We start from the raw sequence: 17,308 nt of genomic DNA on the forward strand, positions 1-17,308 counted from the left end.
TCATGGAGAGCGTGGAGCTGGGACGGACCGGGATGCGGGTCAGTCGGATGATCTTCGGTGCCGGTTCGATCGGCGGCGTCGGCAGCCCACCCGCGACGCGTGGCCTCGGCCTGAGCGCCGGGCAAGGGCTGGAGCGGCTGGACGAGGCGTACCCGCCTGGGGATTCGCGCCGTCGACACCGGTGACGAGTACGGCGGCGGCGACAGCGAACGCGTGGTCGGCGAGTGGTTGCGCACTCGTGGGAAGGACGACGTCCTCGTCGTCACGAAGACCGGTGTGGCGCTCGACGGTGACCGGCGCCGCGCCGATCTGTCGCCGGCGCGGATCGTGAGCCGGCTCGGCCGCAGCATCGACCGGATCGGCCGGGCCGACCTCTACCTGTCGCACGTGTTCGATCCCGGTACGCCGGTCCGGCAGTGGCTCGAGGTGTTCGCGCAGGCTCAGCAGGACGGCAGGATCCGCGCGTACGGCGTGTGCAACGTGACCGGAGCGCAGCTGGCGGAGATTCTCGGCGCGGCCGACGACGCGGGGCTGCCCCGGCCGGTCTGCGTGCAGAGCTCGTTCAATCTGTTGCACCGTACGGACGAGAGCGAGGTGCTGCCCCTGGTGATCGGCGAGGGACTGGCGTATCTACCGGCGTCACCGTTGGCCGGTGGCGTGCTGTCGGATCGCTACCTCGACGGCGCACCGGTGCCGCCGGGCAGCCGCATCGCGGTGGCCGGCGATCTGCTCTACGCGGGTATGCACACCCCGGAGAACATCGCTCGCGTCGCACGGATGCGCGATGTGGCGAGGGAACTGGACGTCAGCGTCGCCGGGCTCGCGCTCGCCTGGCTGCTGGCGACACCGGGCGTGACCGCGCCGATCATCGCGCCGAGCCGGTCCTCGCAGTGGGCCGCGGTCGAGGAAGCGTTACGCATCGGGCTCGACGAGCAGACCCGTGGCCGTCTCTCGGCGCTGTTCGACTGAGACCCGAGCCGGGCACCGACGGCCGGCCCCGGCACCCGCGCGCCTGCTCCTCCGGTCACGCACTGAGCCCTCCAGCCCGTCGTCCCGCCGGGCCCTCGCCTCGCACATCTCGTGAACGGACGTTCGACCTTGACGCCCACCCCCACAACGCCGCTACGCCCGTCCGCCGTCGTCGTGCAGGATCCGCTGCGCCCCGCGCTTCCGGCCGGTGCGACAACCCCGGTCAAGATCGCCTCGACGGTACGGGTCGCCCGGCCCCTCGCCCGCGTCGCATGATCGCCGCCGTCCTCGCGGCTCTCGTCATCGGCGCGGTGTCCGCCGTCGTCCCGGTCACGCCGGTCGAGCCGTACCTGATCGGCGTCGTCGCCACCACCGGCACACCCGCCGTCCCGCTCGGCATCGCCGCGGGCATCGGGCAGACCGCCGGCAAACTGCTCCTCTTCGGTACGGTCCGGGGCGCGGTCAACTCCAGCCGGCTCCGCGCGCTCATCGCTCGCAAGGCCCCGGCCGTCGCGGCACCGCGCGGGCGCTGGGGCACGCTCCTGGAGCGCGGCCGCGTGGTCATGCAGACCCTGGACCGGCCACGGCAAGCGGTGCCGATCCTCTTCGTGAGCGCGTTCCTCGGCTTCCCGCCGCTCCTGCTGACCACCGTGTACGCGGCACGCGGGCCGATGCCGACGCCGACGTTCACGGCGGTGTGCCTGACGGGCCGGTGCGCACGGTTCATAGCGGTCGCGCTGCTGCCCGGCGTGGTGATGGAACTGCCGTTCGCCGCCCCGGCTACCTACCGGCCCGAGACTCGTTGAGACCGGAATCCCGCGCGGCCATGCCGTACCCGTCGCGTCTTCCTGTCCCAGGCGGGACCGAATGACTCGGCGTGGCGACAGATGATAGGTAAGTCGCAGCGGCGAATGCGGCCGGTCCTCGAGGCGCGGATTGAGCCACCGATCGATCGGGCGGGGTCGGCTGCGGTCACCATGCCGGCGGGCCCGGGGCATCGGTAAGCCGTGCGCAGCCGAGCTCGCGGAACGAGTCCAATACGTCCGCTCCCTCGCGCAAGACGACACTTCGGCAGCTTTGGATCACCTGAGAAATATCGCCTACGAGTCGATGGAGGCCGTCGCCAGAGCCTGAACAGCGCACGCATCATCGGCTGCGTAGAAGTGCGGCACTGTTGCCGGGTATCGCCGATCCCACGAAGCGGTGCTGCGGTACTGGAAAGAATGCGACCGGTGCCCCGTCGGACGTGACGATCCGCAGTGGTGGCCGCTCCGGAAGGCAGGACGGTCCGGCCACTGGGGCATTTCTAGCGCGACCGCGCGTCCGGCGGCAATCGCCCTCAGGTGGATCTAGAAAACTCCCTAGAGAACCCGGAAGCCTCCTCGCAAACCGCTTCGCACCAGTTTGAATGACCGGTGTCCCCAAGACCCACAACTCACCCGTGGAGCCTCCGTGCACGACGACGCCTTCGACCACGTCACCCGAATCCTCGCGGACCCGCCGTTGGTCCACCCCACCGCTGATGCGAATCCCGACGCCCCGCCGGACGGCGTCTGGCGTACCGAGCAGGACTGCTACGAGTTCATGGCCCGACACTGCCCGCCGGGAACCCGTACCCTCGAAACGGGTCTGGGTGTCTCCACGGCCCTCTTCGCCCTGTGGAAGTGCGAACACACCTGCGTCACGCCCGCCCGCCGGGAGAAGGAACACCTGTTCGCCTACCTGGAATCCCGGGCCATAGACACCTCCCACCTCCGGATAGAGGTCGGCCCTTCCCAGTTCGTCCTACCGGCCCTGAGCCGCACTCCGCTGGACCTGGTCTTCATAGACGGATGTCACGGTTTCCCCGTGCCGATAATCGACTGGTTCTACGCCGCTCAACGCCTCCGGCCCGGCGGGATACTGGTGATGGACAACCTCAACGCCCCATCGGTACGCCTGGGCCTTCTCGACTTCCTGCACGCCGACCCGCGCTGGACCCTCCTCGCCCGCGGTTCCTGGTGGGCGGCCTGGCAACGCGAGACGTCGGATTCGCTGAACGAGGAGTGGATCACTCAACCCTTCCTGGGCCCGGTGACCGCCACCTGGGAACTGGCCAGCTGAGGGCGTCGCCCGCCGACGACGAGGGTGCCGCCGGCGGTGAAACGACGGGCCGGGCCCGGGCCGATGCCGGAGATCCCCGCAGGTGTGGCGGCGCCGGCTCGCGGTGACTCAGCCGATGCCCCACCGGGGCAGGAGGTCGGCGTACGGGTGGTCGACCGGCCGGCTGTCGGCGTCGAAGAGCATGGTGGTGCGCGTTGCCGGGTGGTACGGCGCCCAGCCGGGGTCGAGGTCCGTGACGAACGAGACCCAGGCCGCGTGCATGACGGCCGCGACCTTCGGCGGCGCGTCCTCGCCGGCCAGCAGCGCGGCGTCGGGGGTGTCCAGCGCGTCGAACGTGAACGCGAGGTCCACCGCGTGCGCGGCGCCCAGCAGCCCGCCCGCCGCGGTGGAGCGCAGGTCGAAGCGGTACATCCAGGTGGGCGCGGTCGCGGCCCGTGCCTCGGCCAGCCGCAGCGCCGGGATCCGGTAGAACGAGTCGGTCAGCACCCGGGCCAGGACGTCACCCGGGGAGTCACCCGGCGCCGGCCGCGGCGCGATCCCGTGCGCGGACGCGGTGGCCCGCACGTCCGCCTCGGTCACGTGCGGGAGCGCACCGGAGGTGACCAGCGGCAGGCGGGCCTCCTCCTCGGTGGTGCCGGTCAGCAGCGCGACGCCGTGACCGGCGCCGTCGGTGATCGCCGCGAGCGGGTCGCGGGGCAGCACGTCGCCGTCGACCACCGGCGCGAACGGCAGCGACGTGAGCGGCAGACGCCCCCACTCGGCCGGGTCGGCCGAGGACTGGATGCGTCGCGTCACCGCTTCCGCGGCCGCGACCACGCGCGCGGGTGGGACCGCGGCGATCGCGTCCCGGGAGACCGCCACACCGAGCTCGTCGGCGAGCGCGGCGGCCACCTTCGCGCCGGTCCCGGCGTCCAGCGTGTTCCAGGCGGCGCCGCTCTGCGTGATGGCGGCGCGGAACAGCCCGGCGGCGCGCGGCACGGCCAGCAGCGTGGCGACGCTCATCGCGCCGGCCGACTGGCCCGCGACCGTGACCCGGCCGGGATCGCCGCCGAACGCCGCGATGTTGTCCCGCACCCACTCCAGCGCGGCGATCTGGTCGAGCAGCCCCAGGTTGCTGACACCGTCCGGTGTGTGCAGGAAACCCTCGGCCTGGAGGCGGTAGTTGATGGTCACGCACACCACGCCGTCCCGGGCGAAGGCCGAGCCACGGAACGCGCCCACCGCGCCCGACCCGCTGGTGAAGCCACCGCCGTGGATCCAGACCAGCACCGGCAGCCCGCCCGCGCCCGGGTCCGGCGTCCACACGTTCAGGTTCAGGCAGTCGTCCCCGGCGATGGTGGGCTCGATCAGGTACTGCCGCAGCGTCGCCGGATATTCGCTCTTCGGGACGGTCGGCCCGTACCGGGTCGCGTCCCGCACGCCGTCCCAGGGCTCGGCGGGGTGAGGCGGCCGCATCCGGCGCGCACCGAACGGTGGTGCCGCGTAGGGGATCCCGAGGTAGGCGGGCACTCCGTGATCGAGTGTGCCGCGCAGCAGCCCGCCGCGCACGCGTACCTCGGGAATCGATCGGTCGGTCATGTGTCGACCGTAACGACGTCGGTGTGCGACGGTCGATGCTCGGTCGGCTCGCGTCGTTACCCTTACGTCTCATGGTGGATCTTGTCTCCGACGTCCTGGCGGTCTCCGGCGTGCGCGGCGCGATCGGGGCCCGGATCGAGGCCGGCGGCGCCTGGGCGACCCGGGTCGAGGACGACGCGCACGTCTCGCTGCACGCGGTCACCGACGGCCGGGCCACGCTGACCGTCGCCGGCGACCGGCCGCGGGAGCTGGCCGAGGGCGACGTCGTGCTGCTCCCGGTCGGCGTCCCGCACGTGCTGAGCAGCGCGCCCGGCCTGCGCGCCGGGCCCCTCGACCGGCGGGCGTTCACGCACACGGAGGCGGTCACGCTCGGTACGCCGCCGGTGCACACCCGGATCGTCACCATGCACTACACCTGCGACCGCCGGTCCCGTACCCAGGTGCTGGAGTCACTGCCCGATCTGATCCACATCGGGCCGGGTCAGAGCACGCCGGGTCTGGCCGGCACGGTCCGGCTGATCGGGCACGAGCTCGCCCATCCGCAGCTCGCCGCGTCCGCGGTCCTCAACAGCCTCGTCGACGTGACGCTGATCCAGCTGGTCCGCGCGTGGCTGCCGACCCGCCCGGCCGGTCAACGCGTCGGCTGGCTGAACGCGCTGGACGACCCGATCGTGCTCCGCGCGGTGCACCACATCCATGCCCGGCCCGCGCTGCCGTGGACGATCGCGTCGCTGGCCGCGGCCGCCAAGGTGTCCCGCGCGACGCTGTGCCGCCGGTTCGCCGCGACGATCGGCCTGGCCCCGGCCGCCTACCTGACCCAGTGGCGCCTGGACCTCGCCGCCCGCCGCCTGCGCACCACCCGGGACCCGGTGGCCGCGATCGCCGCGGCGGTCGGATACGGCACGGTGCCGGCCTTCAGCCGCGCGTTCACCCGCTCCCACGGCCAGACCCCCGCCCACTACCGGTCACGGTTCCGCGGGAGCACCGCCGTGGGCCTCGACGCCACCGCTCTGCGCTGACCTCCCGAGCCGGACCGCTCGGCGGGTAGCGTGGTGCGGTGGACTGGAACGCTTTCGAGGCAGCCTGGCACGAGCAGGGCTGCCGGGCGCTCGCCACGCTGGCCACGGCGCACCCGGACGAACGCGTCTACGCGGCCGCCTTCCACCTCTTCTACGGCGACGGCGTCCAGATCCTGCCGCCGGCGCTCGCCGCCAACGCCGAGTCGGCCGTCGACGACGCCGACGGCTGCTCGACGCGTTTCGCCGCACCCGAGTGGCGCTGGCCGGTCCTCGACGCCGCGACCGAGGCGATGCGTCCCTGGTATCACCGTCTCACCGACGAGTTCCTCGCCGCCGCGCGCACCGACGCCGAGCAGCTCACGGCGATGGCCGCGCTCGAGGCAGCCCACGACACCGCCATGGCCGCCGTCTGCCGGGCGATCACCACGTCGGTACGCCAGGACGGCGTCCACCCGCTGCTCCCGCCCGACTTCGTCGTCCTCGTCCTGGAACCTCAGCGCGACGACCAGGCCGGCCTGCTGCGCGCCAGCGTCGACCCGCACATCCTGGCCACGGTCCCCGCCCTGACCGACTTTCTGGCCGAGATCGAGTGACGGCCGCCGGTGCTCAGGTGGTGCGGACGGGCAGGCTGCGCAGACTGCGCATCAGGGTCGTCGGGCGCCAGGACAGCTCGCCGGGGTCGACCGCCAGGGTGAGGCCGGGGACGCCGGTGAGCAGCTTGTCGAAGGCGACCAGCCCCTCCACGCGGGCCAGCGGCGCGCCCAGGCAGTGGTGGATGCCGTGGCCGAAGGCGACGTGCGGGTTGCGCGGGCGCTCGACGATCAGCTCGTCGGGGGACTCGAAGTGCGCCGGGTCCCGGTTCGCGGCGAGGAGGTTGACCATGACGATGTCGCCCGCCCGGATCCGCTGACCGCCGAGCGTGAAGTCCTCGGTGGCGACGCGTCCGGTGGACAGCTCGACCGGGCTCTCGTAGCGGAGGAACTCCTCGATCGCGGCCGGGAGTAGCGCCCGGTCCGCGCGCAGCCGCTCCCACTGCCGCCGGTCGCGCAGCAGCAACAGGTAGACGCCGTTGCCGATGAGGTTCATGGTGGTCTCGTGACCGGCGGCCAGCAGCAGGAACGCCATCGACGTCAGCTCGTCGGCGGAGAGGCGGTCCTCGTCGTCGCGCGCGCTGACCAGGGCGGAGAGCAGATCGTCGCCGGGGTGGGCGTGGCGGTGGGCGATCAGGCCCCGCAGGTAGGCGATGAATTCCTCGACGGTGGTCCGCAGATCCTCGCCGGTGATCTCGCCGGTCGGGTCGATGCCCGCGGCGATGGTGCCGGACCAGGCGCGGAAGGTGTCGCGTTCCGCCGGCGGGATGCCCAGCAGCAGGCAGATGACCTGTACGGGGAGCGGGAACGCGTACGCGCTGATCAGATCCACCCGGTCGGATCCGCGCATCTCGTCGAGCAGCGCGTCCGCGATCCCCTCGATCCGCGGGCGCAGCTCCTCGACGCGCCGGGTGGTGAAGGCCGCGGCCACCAGCCGGCGCAACCGGGTGTGGTCGGGCGGGTCGGCGGACAGCATGTGCCGGTTGATCGCGTTGCCGGCGTCGGAGTAGGAGTCCTGGTCACGGGGCGCCTTGGACAGCCGGCCGTCGGTCAGCGCCGCCCGCGCCACGTGGTATCCGGTGACCATCCACACCTCCTCCCCGGACGGCAGCTGCACGCGCCGCACCGGGCCTTCGGCACGCCACGCGGCGTACACCGGATGTGGATTCGTGAGAATGTCGCTGTCGTTCACGATGCCTCCGCTCAGGGGCCGACCGTGCGGACACCTCCCATCAGACCGCAACGGTCGTCGATGGAACAGGGCTCGCCGTGGCGGATCTGCTCGGCGGCGCCGGTCGCGGGGCGCCCGGGCCCGGGTCACCCATGACCCGGGCCGCCGACGAGGGGTGGGCTCAGGCGGTGAGCTCGGCGAGGAGCTTCTCCACGCGGGCGCGGATCTCGTCGCGGATCGGGCGGACCGAGTCCACGCCCTTGCCGGCCGGGTCGTCGAGTTTCCAGTCCTCGTAGCGTTTGCCGGGGAAGACCGGGCAGGCGTCGCCGCAGCCCATGGTGATGATCACGTCGGAGTCCCGCGCGGTCTCGTACTCGAGGAGGGTCGGGGTCCGGCCGGTGATGTCGATGCCGACCTCGCGCATCGCCTCGACCGCGGCCGGGTTGATCGTCTCGGCGGGTGCGGAACCGGCGGAGCGGACCTCGACGGTGTCGCCGGCGAGGTGGCGCAGCCAGCCGGCGGCCATCTGGGAACGGCCGGCGTTGTGCACGCAGACGAACAACACGCTGGGCTTGTCACTCATGGGGATTCTCCTGCTCAGACGGTGGTGGGGAAGAAGCGGCGGCGGGCCCACAGGGAGACGTAGACCAGGCCGACGAGGACCGGCACCTCGATCAGCGGGCCGACGACACCGGCGAGGGCCTGGCCGGACGTGACGCCGAAGGTGCCGATCGCGACGGCGATGGCCAGCTCGAAGTTGTTGCCCGCGGCGGTGAAGGCGAGGGTGGTGGTGCGCGCGTAGCCGAGGCCGATGGCCTTGCCGAGCAGGTACGAGCCGGCCCACATGAGCGCGAAGTAGGCCAGTAGCGGCAGCGCGATCCGCGCGACGTCCCACGGCCGGCCGGTGATGGCGTCACCCTGCAGGGCGAACAGGACGACGATCGTGAACAGCAGCCCGTAGAGAGCGGCCGGCCCGATCACCGGCAGGAACCGCTCCTCGTACCAGTCGCGTCCGCGGGCGCGCTCGCCGAGCCGGCGGGTGAGGTAGCCGGCCAGCAACGGGATGCCGAGGAAGACCAGCACGTTGCCGGCGATGTCCCAGCCGGAGACGTCGAGGGCGGCGCCGTCCAGGCCGAGCCAGCCGGGGAGGACGGCCAGGTAGAACCAGCCGAGCAACCCGAAGGCGAACACCTGGAACACGGAGTTGAGCGCGACCAGCACGGCCGCGGCCTCCCGGTCGCCGCAGGCCAGGTCGTTCCAGATGATCACCATGGCGATGCAGCGGGCCAGCCCGACGATGATCAGGCCGGTACGGTACTCCGGCTGGTCCGGAAGGAAGAGCCAGGCCAGGGCGAACATCACCGCGGGGCCGACCAGCCAGTTGAGCGCCAGCGAGGAGACGAGCAGCCGGCGGTCGCCGGTGACGGTGTCCAGGCGGTCGTAGCGGACCTTCGCCAGCACCGGGTACATCATGATCAGCAGGCCGAGCGCGATCGGCAGCGAGATCCCGCCGACCTGCACCGCGTCCAGCGCGCCGTTCACGCCCGGCACGAGACGGCCGAGCAGCAGCCCGGCCGCCATCGCGACGCCGATCCACACGGGCAGGAACTGATCGAGGCGGGACAGCCGGCCGACAACGGGGCTGGGACTGGTCGTACTCACGGTCGGTGCTCCTGAACCTGGGCGGGTGGGGCGGCCCGCCGGCCGGTCGGCCGGCGAACGGGTGCGGGACTGACTGGCGGCGGGAATCTCGAGTCGCTCGAGCGCGGTCCGCGGGTTCCCGTCGTCATCCGGCAGGAGGTGCCGGTCACGGCGCGATCGCCGGGGCCAGGCGGTCTATGCGCCCGGCCAGGTCGGTGTAGGCGGCCTCGAACGCGTCGTCGGTGTCGACCCGGGCCGGGTCCGGCACCGACCAGTGCAGCCGGGGACGGACCGGGCCGGTGAGGTCCTCGTGGGCGTTGTCGCACACCGCGATGACCAGGTCGCCGTCGTGGACGACCGCGTCGACGTGCGCGGTGCCGGCCGGGTCGAGGTCCAGCCCGTGCCGGTGGGCGACCGTGACCGCGCGGGGGTGCACCCGCGCGGCGGGTCGCGTGCCGGCGGACGCGGCCGGGGCGCCGGAGCGATGCCGCCAGAGCGCGGCGGCCAGCTGGGAGCGGGCGGAGTTGTGGGTGCAGACGAAGACCACCCGCTCGGCCGGCGGTAGCGGCGGCGACGCCAGCGACGCCAACGCGGCCGGGTCCAGTCGCAGGTAGGTGCGGCGCCGGTCGCCCTCCGAGCGGGTGCGCACGAGCAGGCCCGCGTCGCGCAGCACCCTCACGTGATGCGCGACGAGATTGGTCGGCAGGTCCAGGTCCGCGGCGAGTTCCCCGGGCGAGGCGTCCCCCAGGGTGAGCGCGTCGACGATCGCCAGCCGGGTCGGGTCGCCGAGGGCGGCGTGGATCCGCGCCCGGCCTTGCAGGGTCATCCGCTCAGCGTCCATTGACTCAATACTTGCTGAGCGATTCCACGAGGGCAAGGTGCGCCCGGGTGAACATCAGGTGCCGTCGGGGCCGGCTCAGGACGGTGAAGGCGCGTCCACGGCGAGGAGGCCGCCGAGCCGGCGCATCATCTCCGGCCGTGGCCGGTAGTAGACCCAGGTGCCGCGCCGCTCGGCGTCGACCAGTCCGGCCTCGCGCAGGATCCGCAGGTGGTGGGAGATCGTCGGCCCCGACAGGGCGAACGCCGGCGTGAGGTCGCAGACGCAGATCTCGCCCTCGGCCGCCGACGCGATCATCGACATCAGCTGCAACCGCACCGGGTCGCCCAGCGCCTTGAACGCCGGCGCCAGCGCCGCCGCGGCCTCCGCGGGGATCCGGCGCACGGAGATCGGCGGGCAGCACCCGCCCGCGGTGGTCGCGGGGCCGGCGAGGGTCACCGGTTCGGACTGATTCGACATGCGTCTAGGTTGACAGACATCTAATCACCGGGCAACCTTTGATTCGAGCAACGTCGAGACAGCCTCGTCCGCCCCTCTGCTTCGACAAGTATCAAGACAAAGGAGATCCGCTGTGAGCGTCAGCCCGCACGAACTACCCGTCGTCGTCATCGGTGCCGGACCCGTCGGCCTCGCCGCCGCCGCCCACCTGCACGAGCGTGATCTGCCGTTCCTCGTCCTGGAAGCGGGGGAGGGGCCGGCCGCGGCCGTGCGGCAGTGGGCGCACGTCCGGCTGTTCTCGCCGTGGCGGTTCAACCTCGACGCCGCCGCGAAGCGGCTGCTCGACGGCACCGGATGGGCCGAACCCGAGCCGGACGAGCTCCCGACCGGCGGCCAGCTCGCCGCCGACTACCTGCAGCCGCTCGCGGACCTGCCCGCGCTGAAGCCGCACGTGCGCTACGGCGCCCGGGTGGTCGCGGTGACCCGGCTCGGCATGGACCGGCTCCGCACCGAGGGCCGCGAGTCCGTGCCGTTCCTCGTCCGCCTCGACGGCGGGGAGGACGTCCTCGCCTCCGCCGTGATCGACGCGTCCGGCACCTGGCAGACCCCGAACCACCTCGGCGCCTCCGGCATCCCGGCGCACGGCGAGACCGGCGCCGCCGCCTTCGTCGCGCACGCGCTGCCCGACGTGACCGGCGCCGATCGCGACCGGTTCGCCGGCCGGCACACCCTCGTCGTCGGCGCCGGGCACTCCGCCGCCAACACCCTCCTCTCCCTCGCCGAACTCGCCGAACGGGCACCGGACACGCGCATCACCTGGGCGATCCGCGCGGCCGGCCCCGCCCGCACCTACGGCGGCGAGGACGCCGACGCGCTGCCGGCCCGCGGCGCACTCGGCTCCCGGCTGCGCGCACACGTCGAGTCCGGCGCCATCACGCTGCTCACCGGCTTCTCCGTCCGGTCGGTCGGCGTCACCGGCGACCGGGTGAGCGTCTCGGACGGCACCCGCACCGTGACGGTCGACCGGATCGTCGGCGCCACCGGGTTCCGGCCCGACCACTCCTTCGTCTCCGAGCTGCGCCTCGACCTCGACCCGATCATGGGCTCCACCCGGGCGCTCGCACCGCTGATCGACCCGAACGAGCACTCCTGCGGCACCGTCCCGCCGCACGGCGTCGACGAACTCACCCACCCCGAGCCCGGGTACGTCGCCATCGGCGTGAAGAGCTACGGCCGCGCGCCGACGTTCCTGCTGGCCACCGGGTACGAGCAGGCCCGCTCCGTGGTGGCCGCGCTCGCCGGCGACTGGGACGCGGCCCGCGACGTACAGCTGGATCTGCCCGAGACCGGCGTCTGCAACAGCAACCCCGTCACCGGCGACGACACCATCGCGGCCGGCGGTTGCTGCGGCGCACCCGAACCGGCCACGGCCGGACGCGGGCTCGCCACCGGCATCGGCGGCGGGCTGCTCTCCGCGCCACTGCCACTGATCACCGTTGGCACCGGCGAGCAGCCCGGCTGCTGCTGACCGCGGCGGCCGCCCCGCAGCGGGTCACCGCACCGCCGAAAACCAGGCTGCCGGCGTACGCGGGTGACACTGCGCCTTTTCAGGTCGTGCGGTGGTTGTCGGCCTGCAGGAGCCGCTGGGTCTCGCGCCAGAGGCGGCCCTGGAGCTCCGGGTCGTCGCCGGGCGGGGCGGGCGAGATCCGGCGGGTGCCGCGGACGGTGTAATAGCCGCCGGTACGCCCGGCGAAGCCCGGGTCGGTGGCCAGGGCGACGATCAGGCCGGCGCCGCGGGCCGGGTCACCGATGCCGAGCCGGGTGAGGAGGCTCCCGAGCGGGCCGGCGAACCGCAGTTCGCGGCCCAGGCCCGTTGTGTTGAACCCCGGGTCGAGGCAGTTCGCGGTGACGGTGCTGCCGGCCAGCCGCCGGGCGAGTTCCATCGTGAACATGATGTCCAGCAGCTTCGTCCTGCCGTAGAACTCGGCGGAGCCGCGGGCGGTGAACGGGACCGACTCGGTCAGGTCCTGGGGGATCCGCAGGGTGCCGTGGCGGCGGGACGCCTCGGAGGCGACGGTGACGATCCGGGCGGCGGGGGCTCGGTGCAGGGCGGGAAGCAGGGCCTGGGTCAGCAGCCACGGGGCGAGGTAGTTGACGGCCACCATCTCGGGGAAGCCGTCCGGGGTGGTGCGCGGCGCGAACGCGTGGATGCCGGCGTTGTTGACGAGCACGTCGATGCGCGTGTAGCGGTCGGCGATCCCGGCACCGATGCGCCGCACGTCGTCCAGGCGGGTGAAGTCGCCGTGGAACACGTCGACCAGGCCGGAGCCGATGTCGCGCCGGGCCAGCGCGGCCTTCTCCGGGTCGCGGGCGGTGATAACGACGCGGGCACCGCGGCGGGCGAGGTCGATGGCGGCGCGCCGGCCGATTCCGTTGGTGGCGCCGGTGATGACGATCGTGGGTGGCATGCCAGGGGTCCTGTTCGACGCTGCGGCGGGGTGGTGGTGCGGGGGCGGGCCACCACCTGGCCGCCCGGCGTTCGGCCGGGCGGCGCTGCCCCTCAGATGGTTTGCATATGTCCATCACGTTAGGCGTTATAGTGGGCATATGCAAACCACCTCTGGGGTCGGTGCGCCACGGCGCGACGATCTGGAACGGGCGCTCGGCGAACAGATCAACGCGGTTGTCAGCGCGACCCGCGCGTTGGGCGAGCGCAGCGCCGCGCACTTCCACCCGCGGTTACAGCCGGCGGCGTTCCACATCGCCCGGTGGCTCTACGCGTTCGGGCCCGCCACACCCAGCGTGGTGGCCGAGGCCGTGCACATGGACCGCAGCTCCACCAGCACCCTGATCGGCAAGATGCGCGCCCTGGGCCTGCTCGACGCCGCACCCAACCCGGAGGACAGGCGCAGCATCATCGTCGGACTCAGCACGGACGGCCGCGACCGGGTCGCCGCGACGCTGGCCGACCGCGGCGCCGTCTTCCGCGAGCACACCCGGAACTGGTCCGACGACGACCTCGCCCAACTCGTCGCCCTGCTCAGCCGGCTCACATCCGAACAACACCCCTGACCGGGGTACGCCGACGTCAACCCACCCGCCACCGGAGCGGTGCGGGTCGACGCGGCACCGACACCGGCCCCTCCGGCCAGTCGGCCACGACGACCAGAGGCGTCGTCACCGGGAAAGTACTCGATGCGCTGATGCCGGCTTTCCGCGACTCGCCGAGGCAACGCGCCGCCGGCGGTGTGTGGGAGTCAGGCGCGCCGTAGCTGGTCGATGCGGCGCAGGTCGTACGCGGTCATCGAGGCGATGAAGTCGGCGAAGTGGGTGAACCGGTCGGTTTCCTTGCCGCTGCCGATCCAGGACACCTGGCCGGCGCCGGGCCGGCCCTCGCGAATGATCAGGAAGAGGGTGGTCGAGCCGCGGCCGGCGCCGACCGGCATCACGTCGTCCGGGTCGAGGCCGGCGTCGTCGAGCACCTCCTCGTCGACGTACGTGTCGAGCAGTTGCTCGGCGATCGGCCAGGCGCCGCCGCCGACCAGCTCGTCGAGGCCGAACAGGTCGACGTCGTAGTAGAAACCCCGCCAGCCGTTGGCGTGCAGCAGGAACGAGCGGTACACAGCGGGAAGCCGCTCACCGAACGCGCGCTCGAACTCGGCGACGTCGGCCTCGGTGGCCTTGACGTTGGGCAGTGAGTCCGGCTCGCTGCCGTCGAGCGCGTGCAGCTGCTGCCGGACCATGATGGCGTGCCCGATCGTCGCCGGCCAGTCGAGCTGCTGCGGGTCGGTCATCGTCTGCTCCGTCTGCTCGGCGGGTCGTTGCCGCTGTCCGGCTCCCGGTGCTCGGCCGGTATGTCGTCGTCGCCCTCGAGATAGAAGCGCGTCGGCTGGTAACCCTCGGGATACTTCTCCGACTGTGAGCCCAGGCTGCTGTTAAGCCTACCGTCATGCCGGCCCCAGCCCCCGGGCGGCTCGGCCGTGCCGCTCCACGTCGTGTCGGGTAGATGAGCGGCGACCTTGTCGCCGTAGGACTCGTCACGGTCCTCCGCGGCGTTGCGCTCGTTCCTGGCGGCCCGCTCCTTGGCCCGCTCCAGCTCGCCGTCGACGGTGACCCGCCCCGGCGCGAGCCGGCCCTCGTCCAGGGCCTTGTTCGCCGCGTTCACGTACTCCCTGGCCTGGTCCTCCATCTCCGGCGTGTGATCGCGCGGCATGCGGAAGATGACCGGGCCGCTCGTCGCGCCCGCCTGGCGCTGCCGGGCACCGTGCCCCGGCCGCCGGCGGCGGCGCGGTGGTGAGATCGGCGAGACCGCGCGCGCCAGCATGCCGCCCGACGGCCGCTGCGGCGTACCACCGTCGTCCGTGGAGCCGCGGCGCGGCCGGTCGCCGCCGTCCGGGGAGGAGGAACCGGCTCCGGAGCGCCTAGGCATTGAGCAGCTCCGTGACCGCCATCATGATCAGCTCCTCGATGACCACCTTGGCGATCGCACGCGCGATCGGGATCCACGCCAGCGACGCCCCGAACGTCGGGCCGGCGCTGGCGATCGCGGTCGCGATCTGCACGACCAGCAGTACCAGCTGGACGATGACCTGGATCTTCAAGGCGAGCACGATCGCGGCGCAGGCCATCAGGCCGGCACCGAGCGCGGTCGCCGCGGGAGAACCGGGCTGCAGCACCGAGACCGGGCTGCCGTCCCCCTGCCACCAGGCGTCGAACGCCTGGATCGCGGCCCCCTCGTTCGCCGCGACCACCGCCTGCGCCGTCGACTGTGCCGCGGTGACGGTCGCGTCCAGCGTGCCGGCGAACTGCATCCACGCCTGTCCCAGCTCGAACAGCGCGGTCTCGTCCGACTCCGGCCAGCTCAGGCCCAGCACATCGAGTACGGCGACCAGCTCACCCGGTAGCTCCAGCCCCATGCCGTCACAGCCCTCGGCTCATGCCGGTGAACCGGTCCTCGTTCTGCTTCTCGGTGTCGTCGTAGGCCGCGGCCATCACGGTGAGGTCCTCGCCGGCGGCGGCCATCTCGTCGGCGGCGATGTAGAAGCAGTCCATCGCGTACCCGACCGCCGCTTGGTACGCCTGGCCGATCAACGCGCCGATCTCGTCGCCACCCCACGGCGTGCCGTACGAGGCCAGCGTCGCGTCGAAGCCGTCGAGCTGCACCGCGAAGTCGTCACCGACGCGCTGCAACGCCTCGCCACCACGGCGCAGCGACTCCGGCTCGACCGAGAACCCGCCGCTCATCGTCCCTCCGGTGCGATCCGGCGCATGGCCTCACCGATCGTGGTGGTGATCTGCCGCATCTGCCGCAGGCCCTCGTCCTGCGCCCGCTCGACCGTGGCGAACAGCGTCGCGATGTCCGGCACCGCGCCCACCGGCACCTCCGGTGCCTGCGCGTCGAGCGCCGCGTTGACCGCGGCCATGATCTCACCGGTCACGAACTCGACGCCCTCGCGCAGCACGGCCGGATGCGCGTCCAGCGAGGTCAGTCGCCCGTCCGGGCCGACCGTCACGCTGATCAGGCCGTTGGCCCGCTCGACCGTGACCGGTTCGGGCGGTGCGGCGGCCTGCACGGACGCCTGCAGTTCGTGCAGCGACGCCCGCGCCGTGCGCAGCTGCTGATCGAGCGCGGATTCGTCCAACACGTTGAGCCTCCCCGTGGCGAGCTACCGGCTGGCAGCCTATCGGCCGCCGTCCACCCCGGTGACGACCGCGCATCCCGCGTGGTGGTCCTCCGGCAGAGCCCGGACGGCTCCACCGGAGGACGGTTCAGCCGGGCGGCGCGTTCCACAACACGATGTGCGACGTGTAGTCGGTGAACGCGATGGTGCCGATCACGCAGCCGTGCACGTCCAGGCTCACCGTCGTACTCCAGGTGATCTGGTCACTTGTCAGGCGGTAGATCTTCGGGTCTCCCTGCCGCCGGCGGAACGGGTTCGTGATGGCCCAGTCACCGTCGATGCGTTCCAGGACGCCGGCGATCTCGCCGCGCTCGTTCACCGCCGTCGCGCGCCCGGAACTACCGGGAGCGAGGAAGGTAGCCCTGCCGTCCCGCCACAGTACGGGGCTGTAGTTGGCCTGACCGACGATGTCACCGCGCTCGCTGAGCGCGAACACCAGGCCGCTGGTGATCTCGTAGCCGTCGGTGAGCGGTGTCAGTACGCCGTTCTGCCACCGGAACGGCCTCATGAAGTCGCTGTAGCCGATCACCATGCCCCGGTCGTTGATCGCCACCGCGTCGGTGTCCGTGCCGCCGAGGTCGATGATCCGGTCCTGGGACCAGATCACGGACCGCCGGGAGTGATCCGTGTCGTCGTGAAGATTGACGAGCACCTGACCGCGGTTGTTGACGTCCACCGCGCTACCGGCCGTCATCCCCTGCCAGCCCGGGAAGTCGACGATCTCACCGTTCCGGAGAACCGCGGGGTGCACGACCTGGGAGTCGCCGATGGAGCGGTGCCCGACGACCACGCCGTGGTCGTTGAGCGCCAGACCGACCATCGGAGTGCCGGCACGGTCCTGCAACACGGTCAGCCGTCCGTCGCGCCAGAGGTGGCCGCCGAACACCATGTCCCCTCGTTCGTTGATGTCCACCTTGTCGGATAGCTGACCCTGGTAGGGCACCTCCACCGGGTCGTGGTGACGGTGGTTCAGCATGAGGTACTTCTGGTCGTCACCGGACCGGATCAGCGCGTCACCGCGCCCGTTCGTCGCGATCACCGATCCGGGTCCGAGATCGAACAGTTCCGGCTGTGACCGGGCCGTCGCCGGTGCGGCGGCCGCCGGCCAGGTGAGCAGACCGGCGAGCAGCGCGGCCGTCCATGACTGTCCTGGGCGCATGGCCTTCTCCTCCTTCGCGCGCCGTGCGTCGCGGAACGTCGCCCCCTCGTCACCGCTGGACCCAGCACAGCGCGACCGGTCTCGCCGGCACAGGGCCGTTCGGCCCGGCCGGACGCCGGCG

At 72.4% G+C, this 17,308-nt stretch carries 21 protein-coding genes; 8 read left to right on the forward strand and 13 right to left on the reverse strand.

The genetic code is table 11. The features are described 5' to 3' along the window. Nucleotides 1–2: 2 nt before the first annotated feature. From J2S44_RS39150 to J2S44_RS39165, 4 genes are all read left to right on the forward strand, one after another. Nucleotides 3–185, forward strand: a complete 183-nt coding sequence (locus J2S44_RS39150; RefSeq protein ID WP_310425053.1) for a hypothetical protein — start codon at nucleotides 3–5, stop codon at nucleotides 183–185. A 28-nt stretch (nucleotides 186–213) separates the two neighbouring features. Next, entirely contained in the window at nucleotides 214–969 is a 756-nt protein-coding gene (locus tag J2S44_RS39155; RefSeq protein WP_310425056.1) for an aldo/keto reductase, read from the forward strand. A gap of 272 nt (nucleotides 970–1,241) precedes the next feature. After that, nucleotides 1,242–1,775, forward strand: a complete 534-nt coding sequence (locus J2S44_RS39160; RefSeq protein ID WP_310425057.1) for a hypothetical protein — start codon at nucleotides 1,242–1,244, stop codon at nucleotides 1,773–1,775. Nucleotides 1,776–2,421: 646 nt separating this feature from the next. Beyond that, nucleotides 2,422–3,072, forward strand: coding sequence for a class I SAM-dependent methyltransferase (locus J2S44_RS39165; RefSeq protein ID WP_310425060.1), 651 nt, complete (start codon nucleotides 2,422–2,424; stop codon nucleotides 3,070–3,072). Nucleotides 3,073–3,180: 108 nt separating this feature from the next. Here the strand turns inward: J2S44_RS39165 and J2S44_RS39170 are convergent, their stop codons facing one another. Further along, nucleotides 3,181–4,650: a carboxylesterase/lipase family protein gene (locus tag J2S44_RS39170; RefSeq protein ID WP_310425063.1), complete on the reverse strand. Its 1,470-nt coding sequence runs from the start codon at nucleotides 4,648–4,650 to the stop codon at nucleotides 3,181–3,183. A 71-nt stretch (nucleotides 4,651–4,721) separates the two neighbouring features. Between J2S44_RS39170 and J2S44_RS39175 the strand changes: the two genes are divergently transcribed. Next, nucleotides 4,722–5,669, forward strand: coding sequence for an AraC family transcriptional regulator (locus tag J2S44_RS39175; RefSeq protein ID WP_310425066.1), 948 nt, complete (start codon nucleotides 4,722–4,724; stop codon nucleotides 5,667–5,669). Nucleotides 5,670–5,707: 38 nt separating this feature from the next. Further along, entirely contained in the window at nucleotides 5,708–6,262 is a 555-nt protein-coding gene (locus J2S44_RS39180) for a hypothetical protein (protein WP_310425069.1), read from the forward strand. Nucleotides 6,263–6,275: 13 nt separating this feature from the next. On the opposite strand, the gene J2S44_RS39185 is transcribed toward J2S44_RS39180, so the two are convergent. The 5 genes from J2S44_RS39185 to J2S44_RS39205 all read right to left on the reverse strand — a co-directional run bounded on the left by J2S44_RS39185 (nucleotide 6,276) and on the right by J2S44_RS39205 (nucleotide 10,368). Beyond that, nucleotides 6,276–7,451 (reverse strand): cytochrome P450 family protein, encoded by a 1,176-nt coding sequence (locus J2S44_RS39185; protein WP_310425072.1) that lies wholly within the window; start codon nucleotides 7,449–7,451, stop codon nucleotides 6,276–6,278. 160 nt (nucleotides 7,452–7,611) lie between these two features. Further along, nucleotides 7,612–8,013, reverse strand: a complete 402-nt coding sequence (locus tag J2S44_RS39190; RefSeq protein ID WP_310425073.1) for an arsenate reductase ArsC — start codon at nucleotides 8,011–8,013, stop codon at nucleotides 7,612–7,614. Between the two features lie 14 nt (nucleotides 8,014–8,027). Next, on the reverse strand, nucleotides 8,028–9,092 hold the full coding sequence (gene arsB / locus J2S44_RS39195) for an ACR3 family arsenite efflux transporter (RefSeq protein WP_310425075.1): 1,065 nt from the start codon (nucleotides 9,090–9,092) through the stop codon (nucleotides 8,028–8,030). A 145-nt stretch (nucleotides 9,093–9,237) separates the two neighbouring features. Further along, the gene (locus tag J2S44_RS39200; RefSeq protein ID WP_310425078.1) at nucleotides 9,238–9,897 is read right to left on the reverse strand and encodes an arsenate reductase/protein-tyrosine-phosphatase family protein; all 660 of its coding nucleotides are present in this window, start codon (nucleotides 9,895–9,897) and stop codon (nucleotides 9,238–9,240) included. 90 nt (nucleotides 9,898–9,987) lie between these two features. Further along, nucleotides 9,988–10,368 (reverse strand): ArsR/SmtB family transcription factor, encoded by a 381-nt coding sequence (locus J2S44_RS39205; protein WP_310425083.1) that lies wholly within the window; start codon nucleotides 10,366–10,368, stop codon nucleotides 9,988–9,990. A gap of 112 nt (nucleotides 10,369–10,480) precedes the next feature. On the opposite strand from J2S44_RS39205, the gene J2S44_RS39210 reads away from it, so the two are divergent. After that, complete coding sequence (locus tag J2S44_RS39210) at nucleotides 10,481–11,875, forward strand: NAD(P)-binding domain-containing protein (protein WP_310425085.1); 1,395 nt, start codon at nucleotides 10,481–10,483, stop codon at nucleotides 11,873–11,875. 79 nt (nucleotides 11,876–11,954) lie between these two features. Here the strand turns inward: J2S44_RS39210 and J2S44_RS39215 are convergent, their stop codons facing one another. Beyond that, nucleotides 11,955–12,815: an SDR family NAD(P)-dependent oxidoreductase gene (locus tag J2S44_RS39215; RefSeq protein ID WP_310425087.1), complete on the reverse strand. Its 861-nt coding sequence runs from the start codon at nucleotides 12,813–12,815 to the stop codon at nucleotides 11,955–11,957. 139 nt (nucleotides 12,816–12,954) lie between these two features. Here J2S44_RS39215 and J2S44_RS39220 point away from each other — a divergent pair, with 139 nt between their 5' ends. Further along, entirely contained in the window at nucleotides 12,955–13,419 is a 465-nt protein-coding gene (locus tag J2S44_RS39220) for a MarR family winged helix-turn-helix transcriptional regulator (RefSeq protein WP_310425090.1), read from the forward strand. Between the two features lie 185 nt (nucleotides 13,420–13,604). Here J2S44_RS39220 and J2S44_RS39225 read toward each other — a convergent pair whose 3' ends face one another. The 6 genes from J2S44_RS39225 to J2S44_RS39250 all read right to left on the reverse strand — a co-directional run bounded on the left by J2S44_RS39225 (nucleotide 13,605) and on the right by J2S44_RS39250 (nucleotide 17,187). Beyond that, nucleotides 13,605–14,141: an SMI1/KNR4 family protein gene (locus tag J2S44_RS39225; RefSeq protein WP_310425092.1), complete on the reverse strand. Its 537-nt coding sequence runs from the start codon at nucleotides 14,139–14,141 to the stop codon at nucleotides 13,605–13,607. Beyond that, nucleotides 14,138–14,776, reverse strand: coding sequence for a hypothetical protein (locus J2S44_RS39230; RefSeq protein ID WP_310425095.1), 639 nt, complete (start codon nucleotides 14,774–14,776; stop codon nucleotides 14,138–14,140). The genes J2S44_RS39225 and J2S44_RS39230 overlap by 4 nt, the downstream gene beginning before the upstream one ends. Beyond that, complete coding sequence (locus J2S44_RS39235) at nucleotides 14,769–15,263, reverse strand: WXG100-like domain-containing protein (RefSeq protein ID WP_310425097.1); 495 nt, start codon at nucleotides 15,261–15,263, stop codon at nucleotides 14,769–14,771. Before J2S44_RS39235 ends, J2S44_RS39230 begins: the two co-directional genes overlap by 8 nt. A 4-nt stretch (nucleotides 15,264–15,267) precedes the next feature. Further along, a complete protein-coding gene (locus tag J2S44_RS39240) occupies nucleotides 15,268–15,591 on the reverse strand; it encodes a WXG100 family type VII secretion target (protein ID WP_310425100.1) in 324 nt (107 codons plus the stop codon). Next, complete coding sequence (locus J2S44_RS39245) at nucleotides 15,588–15,992, reverse strand: YbaB/EbfC family nucleoid-associated protein (protein ID WP_310425103.1); 405 nt, start codon at nucleotides 15,990–15,992, stop codon at nucleotides 15,588–15,590. Before J2S44_RS39245 ends, J2S44_RS39240 begins: the two co-directional genes overlap by 4 nt. A 124-nt stretch (nucleotides 15,993–16,116) precedes the next feature. Then, nucleotides 16,117–17,187 (reverse strand): hypothetical protein, encoded by a 1,071-nt coding sequence (locus tag J2S44_RS39250; RefSeq protein WP_310425106.1) that lies wholly within the window; start codon nucleotides 17,185–17,187, stop codon nucleotides 16,117–16,119. Between the last annotated feature and the right edge of the window lie 121 nt (nucleotides 17,188–17,308).

It is taken from the genome of Catenuloplanes niger, from assembly GCF_031458255.1.
GTDB lineage: Bacteria > Actinomycetota > Actinomycetes > Mycobacteriales > Micromonosporaceae > Catenuloplanes > Catenuloplanes niger.